This is a genomic window from Pseudoalteromonas sp. 2CM28B (assembly GCF_023161935.1).
Window position 1 is genome coordinate 428,620 of sequence record NZ_JALNTH010000002.1, and the last position, 25,118, is coordinate 453,737.

At 40.4% G+C, this 25,118-nt stretch carries 23 protein-coding genes; 9 read left to right on the forward strand and 14 right to left on the reverse strand.

Going from position 1 to position 25,118, the window contains the following annotated elements; genetic code table 11:
• The 5 genes from MTN96_RS04425 to seqA all read right to left on the reverse strand — a co-directional run bounded on the left by MTN96_RS04425 (position 1) and on the right by seqA (position 5,821).
• Positions 1–978, reverse strand: coding sequence for an alpha-ketoacid dehydrogenase subunit beta (locus MTN96_RS04425; RefSeq protein WP_013464999.1), 978 nt, complete (start codon positions 976–978; stop codon positions 1–3).
• A complete protein-coding gene (locus MTN96_RS04430; RefSeq protein ID WP_248530822.1) occupies positions 978–2,192 on the reverse strand; it encodes a thiamine pyrophosphate-dependent dehydrogenase E1 component subunit alpha in 1,215 nt (404 codons plus the stop codon). The genes MTN96_RS04425 and MTN96_RS04430 overlap by 1 nt, the downstream gene beginning before the upstream one ends.
• Before the next feature lie 265 nt (positions 2,193–2,457).
• Entirely contained in the window at positions 2,458–3,510 is a 1,053-nt protein-coding gene (astE, locus tag MTN96_RS04435; RefSeq protein ID WP_214553197.1) for a succinylglutamate desuccinylase, read from the reverse strand.
• Between the two features lie 82 nt (positions 3,511–3,592).
• A complete protein-coding gene (pgm, locus tag MTN96_RS04440) occupies positions 3,593–5,230 on the reverse strand; it encodes a phosphoglucomutase (alpha-D-glucose-1,6-bisphosphate-dependent) (protein WP_214553195.1) in 1,638 nt (545 codons plus the stop codon).
• 9 nt (positions 5,231–5,239) lie between these two features.
• A complete protein-coding gene (gene seqA / locus MTN96_RS04445) occupies positions 5,240–5,821 on the reverse strand; it encodes a replication initiation negative regulator SeqA (protein WP_069439500.1) in 582 nt (193 codons plus the stop codon).
• Positions 5,822–6,135: 314 nt separating this feature from the next.
• Between seqA and MTN96_RS04450 the strand changes: the two genes are divergently transcribed.
• The 5 genes from MTN96_RS04450 to fur all read left to right on the forward strand — a co-directional run bounded on the left by MTN96_RS04450 (position 6,136) and on the right by fur (position 8,668).
• Positions 6,136–6,903 carry an alpha/beta fold hydrolase gene (locus tag MTN96_RS04450; protein ID WP_214553193.1) on the forward strand — a complete coding sequence of 256 codons (768 nt, stop codon included), beginning with the start codon at positions 6,136–6,138 and terminating at the stop codon, positions 6,901–6,903.
• A gap of 95 nt (positions 6,904–6,998) precedes the next feature.
• Entirely contained in the window at positions 6,999–7,220 is a 222-nt protein-coding gene (locus MTN96_RS04455; RefSeq protein ID WP_008113777.1) for a DUF2788 domain-containing protein, read from the forward strand.
• A 2-nt stretch (positions 7,221–7,222) separates the two neighbouring features.
• Positions 7,223–7,501: a LexA regulated protein gene (ybfE, locus tag MTN96_RS04460; protein WP_008113775.1), complete on the forward strand. Its 279-nt coding sequence runs from the start codon at positions 7,223–7,225 to the stop codon at positions 7,499–7,501.
• 13 nt (positions 7,502–7,514) lie between these two features.
• On the forward strand, positions 7,515–8,042 hold the full coding sequence (fldA, locus tag MTN96_RS04465; protein WP_036982610.1) for a flavodoxin FldA: 528 nt from the start codon (positions 7,515–7,517) through the stop codon (positions 8,040–8,042).
• A 182-nt stretch (positions 8,043–8,224) separates the two neighbouring features.
• Positions 8,225–8,668 carry a ferric iron uptake transcriptional regulator gene (fur, locus tag MTN96_RS04470; protein WP_036982608.1) on the forward strand — a complete coding sequence of 148 codons (444 nt, stop codon included), beginning with the start codon at positions 8,225–8,227 and terminating at the stop codon, positions 8,666–8,668.
• Between the two features lie 71 nt (positions 8,669–8,739).
• Here the strand turns inward: fur and glnS are convergent, their stop codons facing one another.
• Positions 8,740–10,404 carry a glutamine--tRNA ligase gene (gene glnS / locus MTN96_RS04475; protein ID WP_036982606.1) on the reverse strand — a complete coding sequence of 555 codons (1,665 nt, stop codon included), beginning with the start codon at positions 10,402–10,404 and terminating at the stop codon, positions 8,740–8,742.
• Between the two features lie 214 nt (positions 10,405–10,618).
• On the opposite strand from glnS, the gene MTN96_RS04480 reads away from it, so the two are divergent.
• Positions 10,619–11,689: a DUF3083 family protein gene (locus MTN96_RS04480; protein WP_069439502.1), complete on the forward strand. Its 1,071-nt coding sequence runs from the start codon at positions 10,619–10,621 to the stop codon at positions 11,687–11,689.
• Between the two features lie 78 nt (positions 11,690–11,767).
• Here MTN96_RS04480 and sucD read toward each other — a convergent pair whose 3' ends face one another.
• The 8 genes from sucD to sdhC form a co-directional block, all read right to left on the reverse strand.
• Complete coding sequence (gene sucD, locus MTN96_RS04485) at positions 11,768–12,640, reverse strand: succinate--CoA ligase subunit alpha (protein ID WP_024603036.1); 873 nt, start codon at positions 12,638–12,640, stop codon at positions 11,768–11,770.
• Positions 12,640–13,806, reverse strand: coding sequence for an ADP-forming succinate--CoA ligase subunit beta (sucC, locus tag MTN96_RS04490; protein WP_008464053.1), 1,167 nt, complete (start codon positions 13,804–13,806; stop codon positions 12,640–12,642). The genes sucD and sucC overlap by 1 nt, the downstream gene beginning before the upstream one ends.
• Positions 13,807–13,981: 175 nt before the next feature.
• Positions 13,982–15,499 (reverse strand): 2-oxoglutarate dehydrogenase complex dihydrolipoyllysine-residue succinyltransferase, encoded by a 1,518-nt coding sequence (gene odhB / locus MTN96_RS04495; RefSeq protein ID WP_248530823.1) that lies wholly within the window; start codon positions 15,497–15,499, stop codon positions 13,982–13,984.
• 3 nt (positions 15,500–15,502) lie between these two features.
• The gene (gene sucA / locus MTN96_RS04500; protein ID WP_248530824.1) at positions 15,503–18,322 is read right to left on the reverse strand and encodes a 2-oxoglutarate dehydrogenase E1 component; all 2,820 of its coding nucleotides are present in this window, start codon (positions 18,320–18,322) and stop codon (positions 15,503–15,505) included.
• Between the two features lie 87 nt (positions 18,323–18,409).
• The gene (locus MTN96_RS04505; RefSeq protein ID WP_008112091.1) at positions 18,410–19,126 is read right to left on the reverse strand and encodes a succinate dehydrogenase iron-sulfur subunit; all 717 of its coding nucleotides are present in this window, start codon (positions 19,124–19,126) and stop codon (positions 18,410–18,412) included.
• Between the two features lie 10 nt (positions 19,127–19,136).
• Positions 19,137–20,909 (reverse strand): succinate dehydrogenase flavoprotein subunit, encoded by a 1,773-nt coding sequence (gene sdhA, locus MTN96_RS04510; RefSeq protein ID WP_036982597.1) that lies wholly within the window; start codon positions 20,907–20,909, stop codon positions 19,137–19,139.
• The gene (sdhD, locus tag MTN96_RS04515; RefSeq protein WP_013465012.1) at positions 20,910–21,257 is read right to left on the reverse strand and encodes a succinate dehydrogenase, hydrophobic membrane anchor protein; all 348 of its coding nucleotides are present in this window, start codon (positions 21,255–21,257) and stop codon (positions 20,910–20,912) included.
• Complete coding sequence (gene sdhC / locus MTN96_RS04520) at positions 21,248–21,625, reverse strand: succinate dehydrogenase, cytochrome b556 subunit (RefSeq protein ID WP_076916082.1); 378 nt, start codon at positions 21,623–21,625, stop codon at positions 21,248–21,250. The genes sdhD and sdhC overlap by 10 nt, the downstream gene beginning before the upstream one ends.
• Before the next feature lie 406 nt (positions 21,626–22,031).
• Here sdhC and MTN96_RS04525 point away from each other — a divergent pair, with 406 nt between their 5' ends.
• The 3 genes from MTN96_RS04525 to MTN96_RS04535 all read left to right on the forward strand — a co-directional run bounded on the left by MTN96_RS04525 (position 22,032) and on the right by MTN96_RS04535 (position 25,085).
• A complete protein-coding gene (locus MTN96_RS04525; RefSeq protein ID WP_036982594.1) occupies positions 22,032–23,318 on the forward strand; it encodes a citrate synthase in 1,287 nt (428 codons plus the stop codon).
• 111 nt (positions 23,319–23,429) lie between these two features.
• Positions 23,430–24,656 carry an aminotransferase class V-fold PLP-dependent enzyme gene (locus tag MTN96_RS04530; protein WP_036982591.1) on the forward strand — a complete coding sequence of 409 codons (1,227 nt, stop codon included), beginning with the start codon at positions 23,430–23,432 and terminating at the stop codon, positions 24,654–24,656.
• A gap of 12 nt (positions 24,657–24,668) precedes the next feature.
• Entirely contained in the window at positions 24,669–25,085 is a 417-nt protein-coding gene (locus tag MTN96_RS04535) for a SufE family protein (RefSeq protein ID WP_036982589.1), read from the forward strand.
• Positions 25,086–25,118 lie beyond the last annotated feature (33 nt).

Consider the following 25,118-nt stretch of genomic DNA (forward strand, 5'->3'; position numbering starts at 1 on the left):
CTAAAAGTTCACTGATTGTTTAATTGCGGCCATTACTTTTAATGCATCTGGAACATATTCTTTTTCGAGCGCCAGCGGGTATGGCGTATCTAGACCACAAACACGTAAAATAGGCGACTCTAAATGCAGAAAACACTCTTGAGCGATGGTTGCGGCTATTTCTGCGCCAAAGCCGTTGGTAATAGGTGCTTCATGACTAACAATAAGTCGGCCTGTTTTAGTCACTGATTTAGCAATCGTTTCAACATCCCACGGTAAAATACTGCGAAGGTCAATTACTTCACAGCTAATGCCCTGTTCACTGGCTTGTTTTGCCGCTGCTTCTATAATTTCCATTTGTGCACCCCACGCTAGTAAAGTAACGTCAGTACCCTCTTGAACCACTTCAGCTTTACCAAGTTCAATGCTGTAATCTTCTTCAGGTACTTCACCAGTTGAAGCGCGGTATAAACGTTTGGGCTCAAAAAATAGCACTGGGTTGTCGTCTTTAATACACGCACGCAGTAAGCCTTTAGCTTGGTACGGGTTACGCGGCACGACAATTTTTAACCCTGGCGTGTGAGCAAAGTACGCTTCTGGCGATTGCGAGTGATACAAACCACCAGCAATACCGCCACCGTAAGGTGTACGAATCGTTAGATTACCCACATTAAACTCATTACCACTGCGATAACGAAACTTAGCAGATTCATTCACTATTTGGTCAAACGCAGGAAAGATGTAATCAGCAAATTGAATTTCTGCCAATGCAGGTGCACCAAAGGCTGCCAAACCATTAGCAAAGCCTAAAATACCTTGCTCTGTGAGCGGGGTATTGAATACGCGATGCTTACCGTACTTTTCTTGTAACCCTGATGTTGCTCTAAAAACACCGCCAAAATAACCCACGTCTTCACCAAAAATACACGCTTGAGGATGTTCATTCATGGTGATATCTAAAGCAGAATTAATTGCATGTAGCATGTTCATTTTAGCCATTACTTAATTCTCCCTGCTGTTGTTGGGTAGGCGTCTGGATGTGCTTTTATGTGCGTTTTAAGTTCATTATATTGACGTTGTAGAGATGGAATTGGCGTATCGTAAACATCTGAAATTAGCTCTTCTAACGCCGGCTTATCAATTACTTCAGCACGTTTGAGTGCCGCTAAAATATCATCACGAATTGTTTCTTTCGCTTTGATATCTTCTGCGTCATCTAACCAATTTTGTTTTACTAACCATTTTCTAAATCGCTCAATTGGGCATGTTTTATAGTTTGCTTCTTCATCTTTTGAACGGTAACCGCTTGGATCATCTGATGTTGAATGCGCACCTAAACGATACGCTATCGATTCAATTAATACCGGTTCACCTTGTGTCGCAGCAATTTCGCGAGCTTTTTTAGTTGCCGCGTAAACGGCGAGCGCATCACTGCCATCAACACGAATCGTTTTAATACCATAACCCACACCACGCGATGCAATCCCATCGCCTTTAAATTGCTCATCGGCTGGGGTTGAAATAGCATAACCATTATTACGTGCAAAAAAGATAACCGGTGCTTTATGTACTGCAGCCATATTTAAGCCTGCATGAAAGTCACCTTCTGAAGCAGCCCCTTCACCAAAATAACAAATAGTAACGTTATCAATAGTACTTGCTAGTTCACCTGTTTTAGCATCAATGTGTTTTACTTTTTGACCATATGCGTAACCCGTAGCCTGTGGAATTTGTGTTCCCAAAGGTGATGAAATGGTCATGTAGTTAAGTGCTTTAGAACCATAATGAATCGGCATTTGACGGCCTTTACCTAAATCTAATTCATTAGAAAACATTTGGTTCATAAATTGATCAAGGGTAAATCCACGGTAGTGCAAGGCTGCTTGTTCACGATATTGCGCCATGATCATGTCATCTTGTTCAAGGGCTGCAGCAGAGGCTGTTACCGCCGCTTCTTCCCCTAAACATTGCATGTAAAAACTGACGCGGCCTTGGCGTTGAGCACCCTGCATACGTTCATCAAGCAAACGAATAAAACGCATGGTTTCGTATAATTTAATAGCGGTGTGTTTAGAAATATCAGGTGCAGGAGCACTAGGATGAATGTCGCCGTCCTCAGTTAAAATACTCAGGGTTGGAATATTAAGTGCGTGGCCATCAATAAACTCAAGCTCATGATTAATATTCAGCGATACGTTATTGGGATTACTCATAACCTACCTTCTTTTGTTGTCGGTATCACAGCGCCCCTTTGGATTATTATTATGGGTGATAGTTGCTGAATAAACTTTGCAACATCTGCACTGTATTTAATTAAAGCTGCCAACACTTTACGTTAACGTAAAGTGTTATTCAACAAAACTGTGACCAAACAAAAGTAAATAATGAGCAAAAAACTGGCAAGTTAACTATACATATAATTAACCACTTATTAATCAGCTGGTTAAACTTTCATAACAAGTGGTCTGATGTGTTGATTTAGCTAAAGCGGCTATCCACTTGCATAGGGACTACCGTGAGTAATGCACGTTGCCCAATGGCAACCTGTGCGTTAGGAAAAATAATTGCTTCCCCTTCTACGTCGGCATATATGGCATTATCGCCATCGGTGGCTAAAAGCTCACCCTTTGCAAACCCTGTAAAATTCTCGGCATCGTCAGAAAACGGAAAACTAAAGTTTTGCTCTGTGCGGTTAATAGTACGATGAACAGAAAACAGCTCAAAGTCGCTTGCATTAAATTCTGGGTATTTTACTTCTTTTTGGCTAATTAATGCAGTTAGAGTTTGTTTTGTTTTTGCAAAGCGTGACATGTCGTTTTCACCAAAGGGTTTCACTTGCCCAAGCTCTACAGTAAATGAGTCAGCGCCATGCACAAACGACGAATAGTAGCTAAACGTGGTAGCAGGCGACTTCATCATCAATACTGTATTTACACCACAGCTTAATAAGAACTGCAGTTGCGACTTTTTCCAAGGTTTGCCATGTAAGAATGGGTAAACAGCAAATTTTTCGTTTTTAGAACCGCGTATAGCGGTATGTAAATCATAATGACAGCGATACGTACCCTGCTCTGAACGCGCATAAAAATCGCTAACATATTGCTCAAGTTTATCAGCGCGAACGCGTTCGTCGTTCATCGCTATACCATCAACAGTGTGGTGGCCGTTAAACAAGCGGTTTAAGTTCTCTTCTACAAATCGTTTACCAATATTAATTGACTTAGGATTACCAAAAATAAATAAAACACGCTGTTGTAATTTAAGTTGCCCACTAATAATGTGTTTAATGAGTTCATCGCAAATTTCAATGGGGGCTGTCTCATTGCCATGAATGGCACTGGATAGCACCACATTTTTTGACGTTATACAATCTGGTTCAAACTCAATCACTCCGGTATCGTGAATGGTTACTTTAGTCTGGTTGTTAAGCGTAAACTGACCTGCCTCTAAATGCCATTCATGGTTTCGCGAAAGCGTTAAAAAATCACCATCTTGTTTTAATTGATTAATATATTCTGCAGTGGCTGACATAACGATAAAAGCCCTTTTTTTTTGTAAATTATAGATACAAAAACGGCTGATAAAATCAGCCGTTTTTAGTTGTAATTGCATATTAGCTAATCACTGAATCAACCAGTTTTTTAGCTTCTTTTTCTAATAAGGTTAAGTGCTCTTCGCCTTTAAATGATTCTAAGTAAATTTTATAAATATCTTCTGTACCTGACGGACGCGCCGCAAACCAGCCGCTTTCAGTTACCACTTTTAGCCCACCAATAGCTGCATTATTACCTGGCGCATGAGTTAGCTTTTGTAAAATAGGCTCACCCGCTAAGGTATCTGCTTTTACGTCATCAGCACTGAGTGCTTTTAATCGCAACTTTTGCTCAGGCGTTGCTGGCGCATCTAGGCGTTTATAAAGTGGCGCACCAAACTCTTGCTCTAGTTCTTTATACAGCGCAGACGGGGTTTTACCCGTAACTGCAAGAATTTCAGCGGCGAGTAACCCCATAATAAAGCCATCTTTATCTGTACACCAAACCGTGCCATCAAAACGTAAAAAAGCCGCACCAGCGCTTTCTTCACCACCAAAGGCCAATTTGCCTTTGTTTAAACCCTCAACAAACCATTTAAAGCCAACGGGTACTTCTTTTACTTTACGCTTGTTACGCTCAGTTACTTTGTCAATCATTGAACTAGAAACAAGGGTTTTACCGATTTCAACGCTGGCATCCCAATCACGATGCGTTAGTAAATAGTCAATCGCTACGGCTAAAAAGTGATTAGGATTCATTAACCCATCTGGTGTTACTATGCCGTGACGGTCATAATCAGGGTCATTACCAATCGATAAATCAAAATCATCTTTAAGGGCAATTAAATTAGCCATTGAATAAGGTGATGAGCAATCCATACGAATTTTGCCATCTTTATCAAGCGGCATAAATGCAAAACGCGGATCAACACTGTCATTAACGACCGTTAAATCTAAATTATATTTTTGCGCAATCACTGGCCAAAAGTTAATGCCTGAGCCACCTAATGGATCAACACCAATCTTGATGCCTGCATCGCTAATCGCTTTTAAATTAATAATGTTTTTTAAATCATCAATATAAGGCGTCATTAAGTCTTCGTAGCGAATAAAACCAGAACGTGAAGCTTTAGCAAAAGGAAACAGTTCTACTTCAACTAAGTCTTCTAATAATAATTGATTGGCTCTGTCTTCAATCCATTTTGTAACGTCTGTATCTGCAGGACCGCCATTGGGCGGGTTATATTTAAAACCGCCATCTTCTGGTGGATTATGAGATGGAGTCACTACAATGCCATCGGCAAGCTCATTTGGATGATTTTTATTATAGCTAACAATAGCATGGCTAATAACTGGCGTTGGAGTAAAGTCACCATTTTCTTGGGTGATCACTTGGACTTCATTAGCAACCAACACTTCAATTGCTGAGTTAAAGGCCGCCTCGCTCAGTGCGTGGGTATCTTTACCTAAAAATAACGGACCAAATATATCGTTCTGTTTTCTGTAATCACAAATAGCTTGGGTAATTGATAATATGTGTGATTCGTTAAATTTTACATCGTAGGCACAGCCTCGATGCCCTGAGGTGCCAAATGCAACACAATGCTCGGGGTTTTGCTCTAAGTCAGGCTCATTTAAATAATACGCAGACACTAACTTTGGTACATTCACTAAAGCCGATTGTGGTGCAGTTTTACCTGCGCCGGAATGAATTGCCATGGTCTTTCCTTAAAGATAATCACGAATTTTTTCAGCTTGCTCGTTGCTATAGCCTAAACTAAGTGCAACTTCATGCAGCATCATTTTTTTACGCGTGGTATTAGAATTGGTCATCACCCAATATTCACTGTCAGTGATATTTTTTGGGTTCATACTACTACCGCTATTCACTAAGTCTTCTTTACTGGTCGCAAAATAAACACGATCTCGACCTTTAATATCTAGCACCGCAGAGAAATCTGTTTTATGGGTTCGATAAAATGCACTTAAAATAAATAAGAAACGACCTACAACGCCTTTTTGCATCGCCAATTCTTCTTTATTTAAAATATTAAATACGTTTGCATTTTTTTTATTTACCGGCGGTTTTGCCACTTGGGTTGGCTGTTCAACGTCTGCTATTGGTTGTTCTAATGGTGAATTAGACACACTAACGGTTTCATTTTTATGATCAGTGTCTTGTTTGGTGTTAATTTTTTCGCCGTTAAGATTTAATAAACGACGTAAAATAGTGGATGCACTCTCACCAATACTCTGTGTGTTGCTTGCAATGTACTGATATAACTCGTCGTCTATGTCGATTTGTTTCATGTTCTTCCTGTCATTACGGGTCACATTTTTCTTTCGATATGATTATACCCAAATCACCTCAAGATGCGAGCGTCGTTGGAATTAAAAGCGATTTAGGCAAGACATTATTACAAATAATAGTTGCTCCAGTTTTAAAAACTATGACGAGTATAAATCACTTTTAAACCCTCACTGCCTTAACATATAAATAATTAATAACGACCAAATAATCAGGGAGCTAGGTATATTTGTACATAACGTTTAAATAATATCTGTATTTTTTGCTTTTTAGGGTAATGCTCGGCAAACTATGCGCAAAATTGAAGGAGACGTCTATGCAATTAAATTACAAACAAATTGGTCATGGTCCAAATGTTATTTTGATCCATGGACTGTTTGGCTCTTTAGAAAACCTCAATGTGATTGCAAAACCATTAAGCGAGCATTTTTGTGTAACCAACGTTGATTTACGTAATCATGGCCTTTCCCCCCACAGCGATGAAATGGATTATACTGCAATGGCTAATGATGTTGTTGATTTAATGACGGCATTAAACATACAAAAAGCGCATCTGGTTGGGCACTCTATGGGCGGCAAAGTGGCGATGCAAATAGCACTGAGCCATACTGATTTAGTCGATAAACTAGTGGTTCTTGATATTGCGCCTGTGAGCTACCCTGCGCGCCATACTCAAATACTTGAGGCTTTAAATGCAGTAAAAAATGCAGATATTAGTGATAGAAAGCAAGCTGATTTAGTGATGCAACCGTATATAGAGGAGTTAGGTGTACGTCAGTTTTTATTAAAAAGCTTATATAAAAATGATGATGGGCACTTTGTTTGGCGGTTTAATCTACCTGTGCTCGATGATAAATATTCAACTATTATCGCAAACATTAATGCAAATAATTCTTGTTTGTGCGAAACTCTGTTTATTAAAGGTAATGATTCTGACTACATTTTAACCGAGCATCGCGAAGCGATTAATGCGCTATTTAAAAACGTCAGTGCAAAAATTATTCATGGTGCGGGTCATTGGTTACATGCCCAAAAACCACAGGCTGTAAACAAAGCAATCAATGATTTTTTAACTGCAGTTTAATGTTATTTTTATGGCGTGTTTTTGATTTATCACACTAAATAATTAAAGATTTATGTGCTATAGTACGCGCCGTCTAATTTAAAGGTTATACGTCGATGGTCAGTCAGTTTATTAACGAATTTGATACCTTAGGGTTGTATTTTGGCTTAGCAGGTATTTTTATTTTTATCGGCTTGGCAATTAAAGACGTACTGAAAAGCGGCAATGTGCCTAAATTTGGTCGTTATATTGTGTGGCTGGTACTCTTTTTAGGTTGCTCTGGCTTTATTGCCAAAGGACTTATTCAGGTATTTTGGCAAGGTGCGGGTGTAGGTTAAGCATGGCCAAGTCAGAAACAGATAGAACAACGCTTGATTTATTTGAATACGAGAAACGTCCAGGTAGACCTAAAACTAATCCCCTTCCTCGGGATATGCAGTTAAAGGTTAATAAACGTAATCAAATAAAAAGAGATAAGGCACGTGGTTTAAAGCGTGTTGAATTTAAAGTTTCGTCACAGCTGTATCAGGCACTGAGTGATATGGCAGATGCACAAAATATTAGCCGCAGTGCGTTGATCGAAACAATTTTACAAGAAAGATTGGCTATTGATAGATAAAAGGTTTAAATCCATGGCAAGTGTAGGCATTTTTTTCGGAAGTGACACAGGTAACACAGAACACGTAGCAAAAATGATCCAAAAAGAATTGGGTAAAAAGCTCGTTGCTGTGCATGACATTGCAAAAAGCTCTAAAGAAGAGATTGCTGAGTTTGATCTGATCTTATTCGGTATTCCAACTTGGTATTATGGTGAAGCGCAATGTGATTGGGATGATTTTTTTCCTGAACTTGAAGAAATAAGCTTTGAAGGTAAATTAGTGGCTATTTTTGGCTGTGGCGACCAAGAAGACTATGCAGAATACTTCTTAGATGCTATGGGCATGATTAACGATATCGTAACAGAACGTGGCGCTATTGTTGTAGGCCATTGGCCTACAGACAGTTATGATTTTGAAGCATCAAAAGCCATGGCTGATGACAAGCATTTTGTTGGTTTAGGTATTGATGAAGACCGTCAGCCAGAATTGACTGAGCAGCGCGTTAAGCAATGGTGTGCTCAGGTATATGATGAAATGTGCTTAAGTGAGTTAGCAGATTAATCCCCCCTTTTTAATGCTAACTGTTTAAAATATTATCAAACAGTTAGCATTTTCCGCGTTAATATTGATATAGATCACTTGTTCTTTGCACTTCCTGCTAAGGCACGTTATCCTAACTGTTATTGTGACGAGTACATCTTGCAAGATGTCTAGTATAACTAAATAAAATTGAGACAGATTTAATGACTGATCATAACTTGGAACTTAAAAAAGCCGGGCTAAAGGTAACTTTACCGCGTATTAAAATTTTAGAGATTCTTCAATCTCCAGATAACCAACACATAAGCGCTGAAGATGTTTACAAGGTTTTATTAGATCTAGGCGAAGAAATTGGTCTTGCGACTGTTTACCGTGTTTTAAATCAATTTGATGATGCAGGAATTGTGAGCCGTCACCACTTTGAAGGCGGTAAGTCAGTATTTGAACTTTCTGGCAGCACTCACCATGACCACTTAGTGTGTTTAAAATGTGGCAAGGTTGTTGAGTTTGAAGATGATTTAATTGAACGTCGTCAACTTGAAATAGCTGAAGAAAACGGTATTAAGCTGACCAATCACTCTCTTTACCTATATGGCGAATGTGAAGATAAAGACGTGTGTAAAGCGTTTGCGCAAAGCAATAGTTAAAAGCCTATTTAGTTTAATAGAAAAAACCTGCGATTAAGCAGGTTTTTTTATAACTATAAAATAGAGCAATATTATTTGTGCTCTATTTTAGCCCACGAATCACGTAAGCCTACCGTTTGGTTAAATACCAGGTTTTCTGATTTAGTATCACGTGAGAAATAACCGGTACGCTCAAACTGAAAACCTTGTGCAGGTACAGAATTAGCCAATGAAGGTTCAAGTTTAGCATTAGAAATAACCACTAATGAATCTGGGTTTAACGTGCTTTCAAAATCCTCTGCGGCTGCAGGGTTAGGCACACTGAATAAACGGTCATATAAACGTACTTCAGCTGTCACTGACTCAGACGCAGATACCCAATGAATAACCCCTTTTACTTTACGACCATCGCTTGGATTTTTACCCAATGTTTCAGGATCGTAAGTACAGTAAATAGTGGTAATTTCACCATTGTCGTCTTTTTCAACACGCTCTGCCTTAATCACATAAGCACCACGTAAGCGTACTTCTTTATCAAGCACTAAACGTTTAAATTTATTGTTCGCTTCTTCACGGAAATCTTCGCGTTCGATAAAAATTTCACGCGTGAAAGGCACTTCACGGCGACCCATTTCTTCTTTATTTGGGTGATTAGCCACAGAAAGTGTTTCTACTTTATCGGCTTCATAATTCTCAATCACAATTTTCACTGGATCAAGTACAGCCATTGCACGCGGAGCATTTTCGTTTAAGTCATCACGGATACACGCTTCAAGCATGCCCATTTCAACCATATTTTCCTGCTTAGTAATACCGATACGCTGACAGAATTCACGCACAGATGCCGGTGTATAACCACGACGACGCAGACCCGCAATGGTTGGCATACGCGGATCATCCCACCCTTCTACGTGCTTATTAACCACTAAGTCATTAAGCTTACGCTTTGACATAATTGTGTATTCAAGGTTTAAACGCGAAAACTCAATTTGTTGCGGGTGACATTCAAGGCTGATGTTATCCAATACCCAGTCATATAAACGACGGTTATCTTGGAACTCTAGCGTACATAATGAATGAGTAATGCCTTCAAGTGCATCAGAAATACAATGCGTGAAGTCGTACATTGGGTAAATGCACCACTTATCCGCTGTTTGATGATGATTAGCAAAACGTATACGGTATATAATTGGATCGCGCAGCACCATAAATGAGCTGGCCATATCTATTTTAGCGCGAAGGACACATTCACCTTCCTTAAATTCACCGTTGCGCATTTTTTCAAATAATGCGAGGTTTTCTTCAGGTGATGTTTCGCGGTATGGGCTGTTTTTACCAGGCTCTTTTAATGTACCACGGTATTCGCGAGCTTGATCAGCAGTTAAGAAACAAACATACGCTAAGCCTTTATTAATAAGCTCTACCGCATAACCATAAAGCAGATCAAAATAGTTTGACGAATACTTAATCTCACCATCCCAATTAAACCCTAACCACTGTACGTCTTCTTTAATTGAATTAACGTAGTTAATATCTTCTTTTTCTGGGTTTGTATCGTCAAAACGAAGGTTACATAAACCGTTATAGTCTTTGGCGATACCAAAATTTAGGCAAATTGATTTTGCATGGCCAATATGTAAAAAGCCATTAGGTTCAGGTGGAAAACGGGTATGCGTTGTGGCATGTTTTCCACTTGCTAAATCTTCATCAATTCGGGTTCTAATAAAGTTATTTGGGCGATTCTCGATTTCCGCCATAGGATTATAAACCTCTGTATATTGCGTGATAACAAAACTACTGCATTATTACAAAAACCAACCTTAACATACAGTAATAGATGCGGGTTTATGCAGTTATTACCAAAGTTTGTTAGATAAGGGATAGTTTATGAGCAAAATTTGTTTTAGCGCAATATTAAAGTCATTAAAGCGATTTATAGTAAACGAATAACCCCAACTTAAAGGAACGAAGATGGCCTCATTAAATCAACACCGCATATATATTCCAAGTAATGCACGTGCAAATCATTACTTATTAGCTGAAATTACACCTAATGACGATTTTTATAAAAACTTCACTAATATTAATACTTGCTATGAACGAATTGCGCGTCAGTTATTTGCATTATGTGATGAATATGAACTGCATAATGTCCATTTACTCGCAAATGACAAACTCCCCGTGGTGAGATTTCATGATGAGTCTTACCAACTTGAAACCGATAAGCAAATGTTGTTTTTTTATAACCCTCGTTACCATGAAGCGCATAAACTACATCACACACAAAATCAGCAAAGTAAAAAAATACGCCTATTGTTTTTAGCTACTGGTGAAGATATACGTGCCCACTCTGCGCAATTTCATACCAATGTACAAAAAGTATTGAGTCATTTACAAGATCAGTTATTTTTAGACCAGCCAAGCTTTAAGCTGCGCGATCATCAACATTTAACCTATGATTTATTCGCTAAAGAAAAAGGTAATAAAGAAAGCTATGGATATAAACTAAGAAGTTTATACCCTCGTTATCAGTCCAGACAATGCGCGATACCTAGTAGCCATGCTGAAATGACTTATGTCACCTTCTCTATTCCCGTGTCACGTAATATTAAAACGCAGTTTCAGAGTGAAATTAATAGCCAGACTTACCAGCCATTCTACTCTCACTTTTCAAAACTATTTACCCAGTTATGTGAAGATAATAAACTCACGCACGCTGCGATGGTTGCTAATGGCGCAATGCCAATAATTCGCAACAGCCAAGTAGATCGAAATGAGGGAAATGTGGAACTACAAAAAATTAGTTTTGATATAGAAGATTCAGCGCCACAAATGAAAGTATTTTTTGATGAAAATAAACTAGTAGAGACGCTGCATTTTGTCATTGTGGCAGCTGAGCATAATAAACATGAAATTGGCTATGGTCGCTTTATGAACCAAGTAGAAAAAACTATTCATGGCTTATGTGATGAGCTAGCAATTAATAAACAACGCCAAGATTTAGCTGTACGCTTTTTTCAGCATATCAGTTACCCGTTTTAAAATTAAGGGCTTTATACTCTTGCTATAAATAACAAAAAGGCTCGCAATTGCGAGCCTTTTTTAAAGAATAACCGCTGATTACCAGCCTGTTTTTTCTTTAAGTGCTTTACCGATATCAGCAAGTGAACGTACAGTTTTTACGCCCGCAGCTTCTAATGCAGCAAATTTCTCATCAGCAGTACCTTTGCCGCCTGCGATGATTGCGCCAGCGTGACCCATACGCTTACCTTCTGGTGCAGTAACGCCAGCAATGTAAGAAACAACAGGTTTAGTTACGTTAGCTTTGATGTACTCTGCAGCTTCTTCTTCTGCAGTACCACCAATTTCACCAATCATTACGATTGCTTCAGTTTGGTCGTCTTTTTCGAACATTTCTAAAACGTCGATAAAGTTAGTACCTGGGATTGGGTCGCCACCAATACCAACACACGTAGACTGACCAAAACCAGCATCTGTAGTTTGCTTAACCGCTTCGTACGTTAAAGTACCAGAGCGAGAAACAATACCTACTTTACCAGGCTTGTGGATGTGACCAGGCATGATACCAATCTTAGTCTCACCAGGGGTGATAACACCTGGACAGTTAGGACCGATCATACGTGTACCTGTTTGATCTAGTTTAACTTTAACGTCAACCATATCAAGTGTAGGAATACCTTCAGTGATACAAACAATTAGCTCGATGCCCGCATCGATTGCTTCTAAGATTGCATCTTTACAAAAAGGTGCTGGTACGTAGATAACTGATGCAGTTGCGCCAGTTGCTTCTACAGCGTCACGTACTGTGTTAAATACTGGAAGACCAAGGTGCGTTTGACCGCCTTTACCTGGGCTTACACCACCAACCATTTGTGTACCGTACTCAAGCGCTTGCTCTGAGTGGAAAGTACCTTGACCACCAGTGAAACCTTGACAGATAACTTTTGTATCTTTATTGATTAATACAGACATTATTTGCCCTCCGCAGCAGCAACAACTTTTTCAGCCGCGTCTGTTAATGATTCAGCAGCGATGATGTTTAGATCAGACTTAGCAAGTACTTCACGACCTAGTTCAGCATTAGTACCTTCTAAACGTACAACTACTGGTACTGTTACACCTACTTCTTTAACTGCGCCAATGATGCCTTCTGCAATCATGTCACAACGAACGATACCGCCGAAGATGTTAACTAAAACAGCTTTAACGTTGTCATCTGAAAGGATAATTTTGAATGCTTCAGATACACGTTCTTTCGTTGCACCGCCACCAACATCTAAGAAGTTAGCTGGCTTGCCACCGTGTAGGTTTACGATGTCCATAGTACCCATTGCTAGGCCTGCACCATTAACCATACAACCTACGTTACCATCAAGGGCTACGTAGTTAAGCTCGAAGCTTGCTGCGTGAGCTTCACGCGCATCTTCTTGAGATGGATCGTGCATTTCACGGATTTTAGGTTGACGGTAAAGTGCATTACCATCGATACCGATTTTACCATCTAGACAGTGAAGGTTACCTTCATCTGTGATTACTAGCGGGTTGATTTCAAGTAATGCAAAATCGAAATCGTTGAACATATTACCAAGACCCATGAAGATCTTAACAAACTGTTTCATTTGTGTTGGATTAAGACCCAATTTAAAACCAAGCTCACGTGCTTGGTAAGCTTGAGGACCTACTAATGGATCGATCTCAGCTTTGTGGATAAGTTCTGGTGTTTCTTCAGCAACAGTTTCAATTTCAACGCCGCCTTCAGTAGACGCCATGAACACAACTTTACGAGAAGCACGGTCAACAACAGCACCTAGGTACAGTTCGTTAGCGATGTCAGTACAGCTTTCTACTAAAATTTTAGCAACTGGCTGGCCTTTCTCATCTGTTTGGTAAGTAACTAGGTTTTTACCTAACCAGTTAGCTGCAAACGCTTTAACTTCGTCGATAGTTTTAACTAGCTTTACACCACCAGCTTTACCACGTCCACCTGCGTGAACCTGAGTTTTAACAACCCACATATCGCCGCCAATCTTTTCAGCAGCTGCTGCAGCTTCTTCAGGTGTATCGCAAGCGAAACCTTGAGAAACTGGTAAACCATATTCGGCAAAAAGTTGTTTTGCCTGATACTCATGCAAATTCATGATGCTTTATCCAATTTTTTATATTAAAAGAGTTGAATATTTATGCAAATAAACAACTATCCCAAATTGCATGCCTAGTATAGATCTCATGGCGCTACATGAAAACCCCAGTATGACCATAGGCACAAAAAAAAGCTGTGATTTTAACTCACAGCTTATATTTCATACTACTTAATTAAACATCCAGCAGTAAACGTGTTGGATCTTCAAGTAACTCTTTAATTGTTACTAAGAAACCAACTGATTCTTTACCATCGATTTGGCGGTGATCGTACGATAACGCTAAGTACATCATAGGTAAGATTTCAACTTTACCGTTCACAGCCATTGGACGATCTTGGATTTTGTGCATACCCAAAATTGAAGACTGCGGTAAGTTAATAATTGGAGTAGATAGTAACGAACCGAATACACCACCGTTAGTAATAGTGAAGTTACCGCCGGTCATATCGTCAAGCGTTAGCTTACCATCACGACCTTTAAGCGCTAGCTCACGAATCCCCTTTTCGATTTCTGCAACAGATAGCTTGTCACAGTCTTTAAGTACAGGTGTTACTAAGCCACGAGGTGTAGAAACAGCAATGCTGATGTCAAAATAGTTGTGGTAAACAATATCATCGCCATCAATTGATGCATTTACATCTGGGAAACGCTTTAACGCTTCAGTCACTGCTTTCACGTAGAAAGACATGAAACCTAAACGGATACCGTGGCGCTTTTCAAATACTTCTTGGTACTGCTTACGAAGATCCATGATTGGCTTCATGTTAACTTCGTTAAATGTAGTTAACATTGCAGTAGAGTTTTTCGCTTCAAGAAGGCGATTCGCAATGGTTTTACGTAAACGTGTCATAGGCACACGTTTTTGCGTGCGGTCACCCATAGGTGCTGCTGGCGCTGCTTCAGCTTTTGCTGCTGGGGCAGGTGATTTTAAGAATTGATCAACATCTTCTTTAGTCACACGACCATTTTTGCCTGAACCTTTGATTTTTGATGCATCAAGGCCTTTCTCAGCAATTAAACGACGAACAGATGGCGTTAACACATCTGAACTGTCGCTTGAGCTTTCTTCTTTGGCAGCTTTAGCATCTGCTTTAACGTCAGATTTAGCGGGTGCAGCGCCTGCTTTTACTTTACCAATTACTTGCTCACCAAGAACAGTGTCGCCTTCGTCATGAATGATTTCACCCATAACGCCGTCTTCTTGGGCAACCACTTCAAGTACAACTTTGTCTGTTTCGATATCTACCAAGTTTTGATCGCGTGTTACCGCGTCACCTGGTTGAACATGCCAAGTAGCAATTGTTGCGTCTGCAACTGATTCTGGAAGTACAGGTACTTTAATATCCACTTCTTTACCTTCTGATGCTGGTGCTGATTGCGCCGCCGGCGCGTCTTCTGATTTTTCTGATGCTGAGCTATCTTCTTTTGGCTCTTTACTTGGTGATGCTTCTTGCGCATCACCAATTAAACCGATCACTTGGTCACCAAGTACCGTAGCACCTTCTTCTTGTGAAATTTCAGTGATTACACCGTCATTTTGTGCAACCACTTCTAAAACCACTTTGTCTGTTTCAATATCTACTAAGTTTTGGTCACGGCTTACTTTGTCGCCAACACTTACATGCCATGTAGCAACGGAAGCATCTGCAACCGACTCAGGAAGAACAGGAACTTTAATTTCTGTGCTCATTGCTTATCCTTTCTTTTCTATAGTAAGCGCGTCGGCAACGAGCGCTTGTTGTTCTTTAGTATGTACTGACATATATCCACATGCAGGAGATGCTGACGCCTTACGACCTGCATATTTCAATTTTGCACCTTGAGGAATTGCATCAACAAAGTGATGTTGTGAGCAGTACCAAGCGCCTTGGTTTTGCGGCTCTTCCTGACACCACACAAAATCAGTAACGTGCTGGTAGCGTTCAATAATTGCTTTCATTTCGTCATGTGGGAACGGATAAAGCTGTTCAACACGAACAATTGCAATATTGTCTTGCTCAAGTTTACGACGCTCTTGTAATAGTTCGTAGTAAACTTTGCCGCTACAAAATACAACACGTTCTACTTTCTTAGGGTCAATCTCATCAATCTCATCAATGATGTTGTGGAATACACCCTCAGAAAGCTCTTCTAGCGATGACGTTGCAAGTGGATGACGTAGCAATGATTTAGGTGTCATTACAATCAGTGGACGACGCAGTGGTCTAACTGATTGACGACGTAACATTGCGTACACTTGAGCCGGTGTTGATGGCACACATACTTGCATGTTGTGATCAGCACAAAGCTGTAAAAAGCGTTCTAGACGAGCCGAGCTATGCTCAGGACCTTGGCCTTCATAACCATGTGGCAATAAACACGTTAGGCCACATAGACGGCCCCACTTTTGTTCACCTGAACTTAAGAACTGGTCAAATACCACCTGTGCACCATTAGCGAAATCACCAAATTGTGCTTCCCACAATACTAATGAAGTCGGCTCTGCAGTTGCATAACCATATTCAAATGCTAATACCGCTTCTTCAGACAGTACTGAGTCGAACACTTCAAACGTACCTTGATCTTCACTAAGGTTCTGTAATGGTAAATACGTTGCACCATCTTTTTGACTATGAACAACCGCATGACGGTGGAAGAAGGTACCACGACCTGAATCTTGTCCAGTTAGACGAATATCAGTGCCTTCAGATGCAATAGTTGCATACGCTAAAGTTTCTGCCATACCCCAATCAAGTGGTTTTTCGCCAGCAGCCATTGCTTTACGATCATCGTATATTTTTTTAACACGAGATTGTGCTTTGTACTCTTCTGGGTAACTTGCAACTATGTTACCAAGTTCTTTAAGCTTTTCTACCGAAACGCTAGCATCGTAATCAACACTCCATTCATGGCCTACATACTTAGCCCAATCTGAAGAGTGTGATGTTTCTGGCTGTATTTCTTCAACAACACAGTTGCCATCGTCTAAACCATTACGGTAATCATCAGCAAGCGCTTTCACTTCATCTTCTGTGAAAGAACCTTCAGAAATCAGCTGATCCGCGTAGATTAAACGAGGTACTGGGTGTTTTTTAATTTTTTGGTACATAATTGGCTGTGTAGCGTTAGGCTCATCAGCTTCGTTATGACCATGGCGACGGTAACAAACAAGGTCAATCACAACGTCACGTTTAAACTGATTTCTAAAATCAAGCGCGAGTTGCGTTACAAAAGCAACCGCTTCAGGATCGTCAGAGTTTACGTGGAAAATTGGCGATTGAACCATTTTTGCGATATCAGTACAGTAATCAGTTGAGCGTACATCGTCTTTTTTACTTGTTGTAAAACCAACTTGGTTATTAACAACAATACGAATACTACCGCCACAACTAAATGCATTAGTTTGCGATAAGTTAAACGTTTCTTGAACAACACCCTGACCTGCAATTGCTGAGTCGCCGTGAATAGTAATAGGAAGTGCTTTGCTGCCTGTTTTGTCATTAAGACGATCAAGACGTGCACGCACAGAGCCCATAACCACCGGATTTACGATTTCTAAATGCGACGGGTTAAACGCAAGTGCCATGTGCACGTTGCCACCTTTAGTCGCGAAATCTGATGAATAACCCATGTGGTATTTAACATCACCTGAGCTTAACGTTTCTTTGTGCTTGCCAGCAAACTCATCAAAAAGTTCTGATGGATTTTTGCCTAGCACATTAACAAGAACATTTAAGCGACCACGGTGAGCCATCCCAATAACGGCTTCTTTTTGGCCACTTTCACCGGCACGGTGAATAAGCTCTTTTAACATAGGCACTAACGCATCGCCACCTTCAAGTGAGAAACGCTTAGCACCCGGGAACTTAGCCCCTAAATATTTTTCAAGACCATCAGCCGCTGTTAATCCCTTGAGGATTCGTAGCTTTTCATTTTTATCAAATTTTGGCCTAGACTGAACAGACTCTAAACGCTGTTGTAACCAACGCTTTTCTTCTGTTGATGTGATGTGCATATACTCGGCGCCAATAGAACCACAGTAAGTGGTTTTTAGTGCTTGGTATAACTCACCTAAAGGCATAGTATCGCGGCCAACGGCAAACGATCCTACGTTAAATTCGCGGTCAAAGTCAGCATCCGATAAGTCGTGGTACTCTAGCTCTAAATCTCGTACACGTTCTCGTTGCCAAATACCTAGTGGATCTAGGTTTGCATTTTGGTGTCCACGAAAACGGAAAGCATTAATAAGTTGCAGTACTTTAACCTGTTTAAGGTCGCCACCACTGCCCTCTGCTACCACTACTTCTCTATGCTTGTTTTTAGCAAGCGCCGCAAATTGTGAACGAACTTCTGAATGTTTTACTTCAACATCCACACCATCTACTTTTGGTAACTGTTCGAACACTTCTCGCCATTCTTCTGGCACCGAAGTCGCATCGTCTAAATACGCTTCATAAAGCTCTTCAACATAAGCAACGTTACCGCCGTTTAAATGTGAAGATTCTAGCCATGCCTTCATCACACCTTCGTGCATTTATAAGCCCTTTTTTTTAGCGCAGAAATTAATAGTTATATAACAAGATGGCTAATAAATTATTAGCCATCTTTCGTCTACTAGAAATTAAACCGAGCGGTTTAATAACATAGATTTTATTTGTCCAATTGCTTTGGTCGGATTAAGACCCTTAGGACAAACGCTAACACAGTTCATGATACTGTGGCAACGGAACACACTGAATGCATCGTCTAAGTCAGCTAAACGCTCTTCTGTTGCTGTGTCTCGGCTATCAGCTAAGAAACGGTAAGCATGAAGAAGGCCTGCTGGACCTATAAACTTATCTGGATTCCACCAGAAAGAAGGACACGATGTAGAACAACATGCACATAAAATACACTCGTAAAGCCCATCTAATTTATCACGTTCTTCGATAGATTGAAGACGTTCACCTGCAGCAGGCTCATCATTAATTAGATACGGTTTTACTTTTTCGTATTGAGTGTAGAACTGACTCATGTCAATAACAAGGTCACGAACAACAGGAAGTCCAGGTAATGGACGCACTACGATTTTACCTTTGCCATTTTTTTGCAGCGTAGATAAAGGAGTAATACATGCTAAACCGTTCTTACCATTCATGTTTACGCCGTCTGAACCACACACGCCTTCACGGCATGAACGACGAAACGATAGTGTAGGATCTTGCTCTTTTAATAGTAAAAGTGCATCCAATACCATCATGTCTTGGCCTTCCTCAGTTTGCAAAGTGTAATCTTGCATACGAGGTGCATTATCAACATCCGGATTGTAACGATAAACTGAAAATTGTACTTGTGCCATCGTCTCGCTCCTAGTAGGTACGTGCTTTAGGTGGGAAAGCTTCACGTGTTTTAGGCTCGTAGTTTACTTTACGCTTGCTCATTTCATCCGTTACCGGATTAAATATTGAGTGACATAACCAGTTTTCGTCATCACGATCTGGGAAGTCAAAGCGAGAGTGTGCGCCACGGCTTTCAGTACGGAAGTTTGCAGCTACTGCAGTTGAGTAAGCTGTTTCCATTAAGTTGTCTAGTTCTAAACATTCAATACGCATGGTGTTAAAATCTGATGATTTGTCATCAAGACGCGCGTGCTGTAAACGTTCACGGATTTCTTTAAGTTCAGTAAGACCTGTAGCCATTGAATCACCTTCACGGAATACCGAGAAGTTAAGCTGCATACATTGTTGTAGGTCTTTCTTGATTTGAACTGGGTCTTCGCCTTGACCAGTTGTTGAGTTTTCCCAACGGTTAAAGCGCGCAAGAGACGCCTCTAGGTCAGACTCTGAAGCCGCTTTAGAAATTTCAACGTCATTTAGGTATTCACCTAAGAAGTTACCTGCTGCACGGCCAAATACAACTAAATCAAGTAATGAGTTACCACCTAAGCGGTTAGCACCATGTACAGATACACAGGCGATCTCACCAACAGCAAATAAACCTTGTACTACTTTTTCGTTGCCAGCAGCATCGATGTTAAGTACTTGACCATTTACGTTTGTTGGCACACCACCCATCATGTAGTGACATGTTGGGATAACTGGAATCGGTTCTTTTGCAGGGTCAACGTGAGCAAATGTTTTAGCAAGATCACATACACCTGGAAGACGTAAGTTAAGCGTTTCTTCGCCTAAGTGGTCAAGTTTCAACTTGAGGTGAGGACCCCAAGGACCATCACAACCACGACCTTCACGAATTTCTGTCATCATTGAACGAGCAACAACGTCACGAGACGCTAAATCTTTAGCATTTGGTGCGTAACGTTCCATGAAGCGTTCGCCATCTTTATTTAAAAGATAACCACCTTCACCACGACAACCTTCAGTTACTAGCGTACCAGCGCCAGCTATACCTGTCGGGTGGAACTGCCACATTTCCATGTCTTGCATAGAAATACCAGCACGTGCAGCCATACCAACACCGTCACCGGTATTAATGTGAGCATTGGTTGTTGATGCGAAAATACGACCTGCACCACCTGTCGCTAACACAACTGCTTTTGATTTGAAGAAGGTGATTTCACCTGTTTCAATTTCAATCGCTGTACAGCCTACTACATCGCCATTATCGTTTTTAACTAAATCAAGTGCATACCATTCTGAGAATACATTGGTTTTGTTTTTAACGTTTTGTTGATAAAGAAGGTGTAATAATGCATGACCCGTACGGTCAGCTGCTGCTGCAGTACGCGCAGCCTGTTCACCACCAAAGTTTTTCGATTGACCACCGAAAGGACGTTGGTAAACACGGCCATTTTCAAAACGCGAAAATGGTAAGCCCATGTTTTCTAATTCAGTAATAGCTTCTGGGCCAGTTTGACACATGTATTCAATAGCGTCTTGGTCACCGATAAAATCGGAACCTTTAACGGTATCATACATATGCCATTCCCAGTTATCTTCATGCGAGTTACCTAACGCGACTGTAATACCGCCTTGAGCAGATACAGTGTGTGAGCGTGTCGGGAAAACTTTAGAGATTAGCGCACATGTTTTGCCAGATTCAGTAATAGCAAGAGCAGCGCGCATACCTGCACCACCGGCACCAATTACTACGGCGTCAAATTCACGAACAGAATATTTCACTTAAACACCCCATAAAACGATTAAACCCACAGCTACGTAAGCAACAGCCATTAGGTTTAGTACAAAGCCTAAAAAAGCACGCAATTTAGCGTTCTTTACATAGTCGGTAAGAACCTGCCAAAGGCCGATACGGGTATGAACCATAATGCAAACTAGGGTGATTAACGTTGCCCCTTTCATTGCTAGGTTTGAGAATAGGCCTGTCCAGGCTTCATATGTGACTTCTGGCATTGCTAAAAAATAGCCAATAATAAAGATTGCATACGCGCTGATTATTAATGCCGTTGTGCGTAGAGATACAAAATCTTGTACGCCATCACGTTTAAGAGTTGCTTGATTTAAGACCATATCCACACCCCTGCCAATACAGCAAACACAACGCCAAGTGCCATCGCAATTTTAGCGCTAGTATTGCCTGATTCAAGTTCTTCCCAATGCCCCATATCCATAATAATGTGACGGATACCACCGATAAGATGATAACCCAATACAGAAAGGGTGCCCCAAGCTATAAATTTGGCAATGAATCCGTTAAACAGACTCTTGACGAATTCAAAACCTTCAGCTGAAGAAAGAGACTCTGACCAAGCCCAAATGACAAACGTTAAAGCAAAAAATAATGCAACACCGGTGACGCGGTGAAAAATTGAAGCTTTAGCCGTTGCCGGCATAGATATAGTTGTTAGATCTAGATTTACAGGTCTTTGCTTTTTCACAGTTACTTGCCCATCTTGCCCACAGTGGGGCTCATCTACTTGTTTTTCTAAAACCCACCAAATGTTTCTGGTGGAACTATCAAAATAAACGTATTGATACTAATAAAGTTCACTTTTTATGAAAATTATTATGTAAAAAAAAGTTTACCCAAATACAAATTGGTTAAAAACCTCCATTAGTATATATAGCCGGAGACTCTTTTACAATTCTTGTTTACTTTGAATCGTTTGCGAATTAGCCAATGGTATAATATTCAATCTATACCGAATATTTATTATACATATGTGCATAATACTTATAAAAATTGACTTTATACCCCTCTTTCACGTTAAAATGTAGGGATGTGCTTAGAATAGATTTTAGAATATAAAAATCAGAATAGTTATCTTAATAGGAGATACATAGATGGCAGATAAGAAAGCCACGGTCCATATTGATGGGCTAGATCCAATCGAACTTCCAATTTATCAAGGTACTGCTGGCCAAGATGTAATTGACGTACGTACACTCGGCTCACATGGTCACTTTACTTATGACCCAGGTTTCATGTCGACTGGTTCTTGTGAATCTACCATCACTTACATCGATGGTGGCAAGGGTGTTTTATTACACCGTGGTTACCCAATCGAACAGTTAGCAGAAAGCTCTAACTACGTTGAGTTATGCTACTTGCTATTAAATGGTGAGTTACCAACTAAAGAGCAATACGATGATTTCGCTACAAAAATCACTCGTAGCACTATGCTAGATGAAAAAATCGCAAACTTCTTCCAAGGTTTCCGTTTTGACGCTCACCCTATGGCGATGCTATGTGGTGTGGTTGGTGCTTTATCTTCTTTCTACCATGAAGATCTGGATATCACTGATGCAGTTCAACGTAAAACAAGCGCTATTAAATTAGTTGCTAAGTTACCAACAATTGCAGCAATGGCGTACAAAACAAACATCGGTCAACCATTTGTATACCCACGCAATGACTTAAGCTATGCAGAAAACTTCTTACACATGATGTTCTCTGTGCCTGCTGAAGAATACAAAGTAAACCCTGTCACAGCTAAAGCAATGGATAAAATCTTCATGCTTCATGCGGACCATGAGCAAAACGCATCAACCTCTACAGTACGTTTAGCAGGTTCTTCTGGTGCTAACCCTTATGCATGTATTGCTGCGGGTATTGCATCACTTTGGGGCCCTGCTCACGGAGGTGCTAACGAAGCATGTTTAAACATGTTAGAAGAAATTGGCTCAGTTGATCGCATTGACGAATACGTAGCAAAAGCTAAAGATAAAGCGGACCCGTTCCGTCTTATGGGCTTTGGACACCGTGTTTACAAAAACTTCGATCCTCGTGCAACAGTAATGCGTCAAACATGTCATGAAGTGTTAGCAGAGCTAAACATTCAAGATCCATTGCTTGATATCGCAATGAAACTAGAGCAAATTGCACTTGAAGACCCGTACTTTGTTGAGAAGAAACTTTACCCTAACGTAGATTTCTACTCAGGTATTATCTTAAAAGCAATCGGCATCCCTACCAGCATGTTCACTGTAATCTTTGCAATGGCACGTACTGTAGGTTGGATCTCACACTGGGACGAGATGCTTTCTCAACCTGGCCACAAGATCAGCCGTCCACGTCAGCTTTACACAGGTAAAACACACCGTGATTATAAAGCAACTGACAAGCGCTAAGCATTAAGTTAGTTTAAAAGGCCGCCTCTGCGGCCTTTTTTATTAACTGCTACTTGAGAATTATCTTAAACAGATTACAATTCCTGCCCACTTGATTAACTTTATGAGCCTATGTCTGTGTCCTCGTTTGATCCTAAAACAATCCGTAATGATTTCCCTACCCTAAATCAGACAATTAATGGCTACCCTCTTGTTTATTTAGACTCAGCAGCAACAACACAAAAACCACAATGCGTGATTGACGCTACGTCACAGTTTTACACCTCACAGAATGCAAATGTTCACCGTGGACGTCATACACTGAGTGAGCAAGCTACAGCGGCTTATGAGCAAGTACGTCAACGCGTTGCCGATTATTTTCAGGTAACCAGTAGCGAAATTGTCTGGACCAAAGGTGCCACTGAAGCGATTAACTTAGTTGCTCATGGCTTAAGAAATACATTAACAGCTGCTGACACTATTTTAATTAGCCCAATCGAACATCACGCTAATATCGTGCCGTGGCAAGAACTGGCAGCGCAAACCGGGGCAACATTAAAAACTTTACCACTTAACGCAGATGCTACGTTTGATATAGCACAGTGTTGTGAAGTGATTAAGCGCACCGACCCTGCACTACTGGCTATTACTCACGCTTCTAATGCGCTAGGCAATATTACTGATTTAGTCCCCTTAATAGCCTCAGCGAAGGCGGTAGGCGCGCTAACCTTAGTCGATGGCGCACAAGGGGCGCTGCATTTAAGACCGAATTTAAAAAAGCTCGATTGTGATTTTTACGTGTTTTCTGCTCATAAAATGGTGGGGCCAACAGGGCTAGGCGGTTTATATGGCCGTTATACAGCCCTTAATGCACTATCGCCTTATCAAACAGGCGGTGAAATGATTGAAAAAGTAACCTTAACGCACAGTACTTATCGTAATGCACCCGCTAAATTTGAAGCAGGAACGCCAAATATAGCCGGTGTTTTAGGTTTTGGCGCTGCACTTGAGTATTTAATGGCGCTTGATCTGCAAACATTACAGCACTATGAACAGCAGTTGTTTATTTATGCAGCGAACGCATTGAGCAAAATAGACGGTATTATTATCTACAGCGACCTCAAATCGAATATTGGTACACTTTGCTTTAATTATAAAAATGAACATCCTTATGATCTGTCAACTTTACTTGACGGCTATGGTGTTGCTGTACGAAATGGTCATCATTGTACCCAACCTTTAATGAGTCATTTAAACCTAAATGGCTCATTGAGAGCGAGTTTTGCTTTTTATAATACGACTAAAGATGTAGACCAATTTATTGCCGCACTCAAAGAATGTATTGCTTTATTAGACTAATTTGGATAAATAATGACACACACATATCAACTCGTAACTAAAAGTATTCAAAGCAGTAGTAACTGGCAACAAAAGTACCGTGAAATTATGTTACTCGGTAAAACGCTGCCACCTTTAGCAGATATATTAAAAACAGATGATGCGTTAGTGCCAGGCTGTGAGAGTAAAGTATGGATGTTTGTCGAGTTTGACCTAACCGAGAATGCACTGGTTGTAATTGGAGACTCTGATACTCGCATAGTAAAAGGTTTATTGGCGTTAATTTTAGCCCTGTATAACGGTTTAACACCCGAGGAAGTGTTAGCAGTAAATGCTTATGATGAATTTGAAAAGTTAGGCTTAATCAGTCATTTGAGTGCGTCAAGGGGCAATGGAGTAAAAGCCATGGTTGAAACAATACAAACCATGGCCAAACAAAAAGCGCTTTAAGCGCTTTTTAAATACTATTAAACCAAAACACTT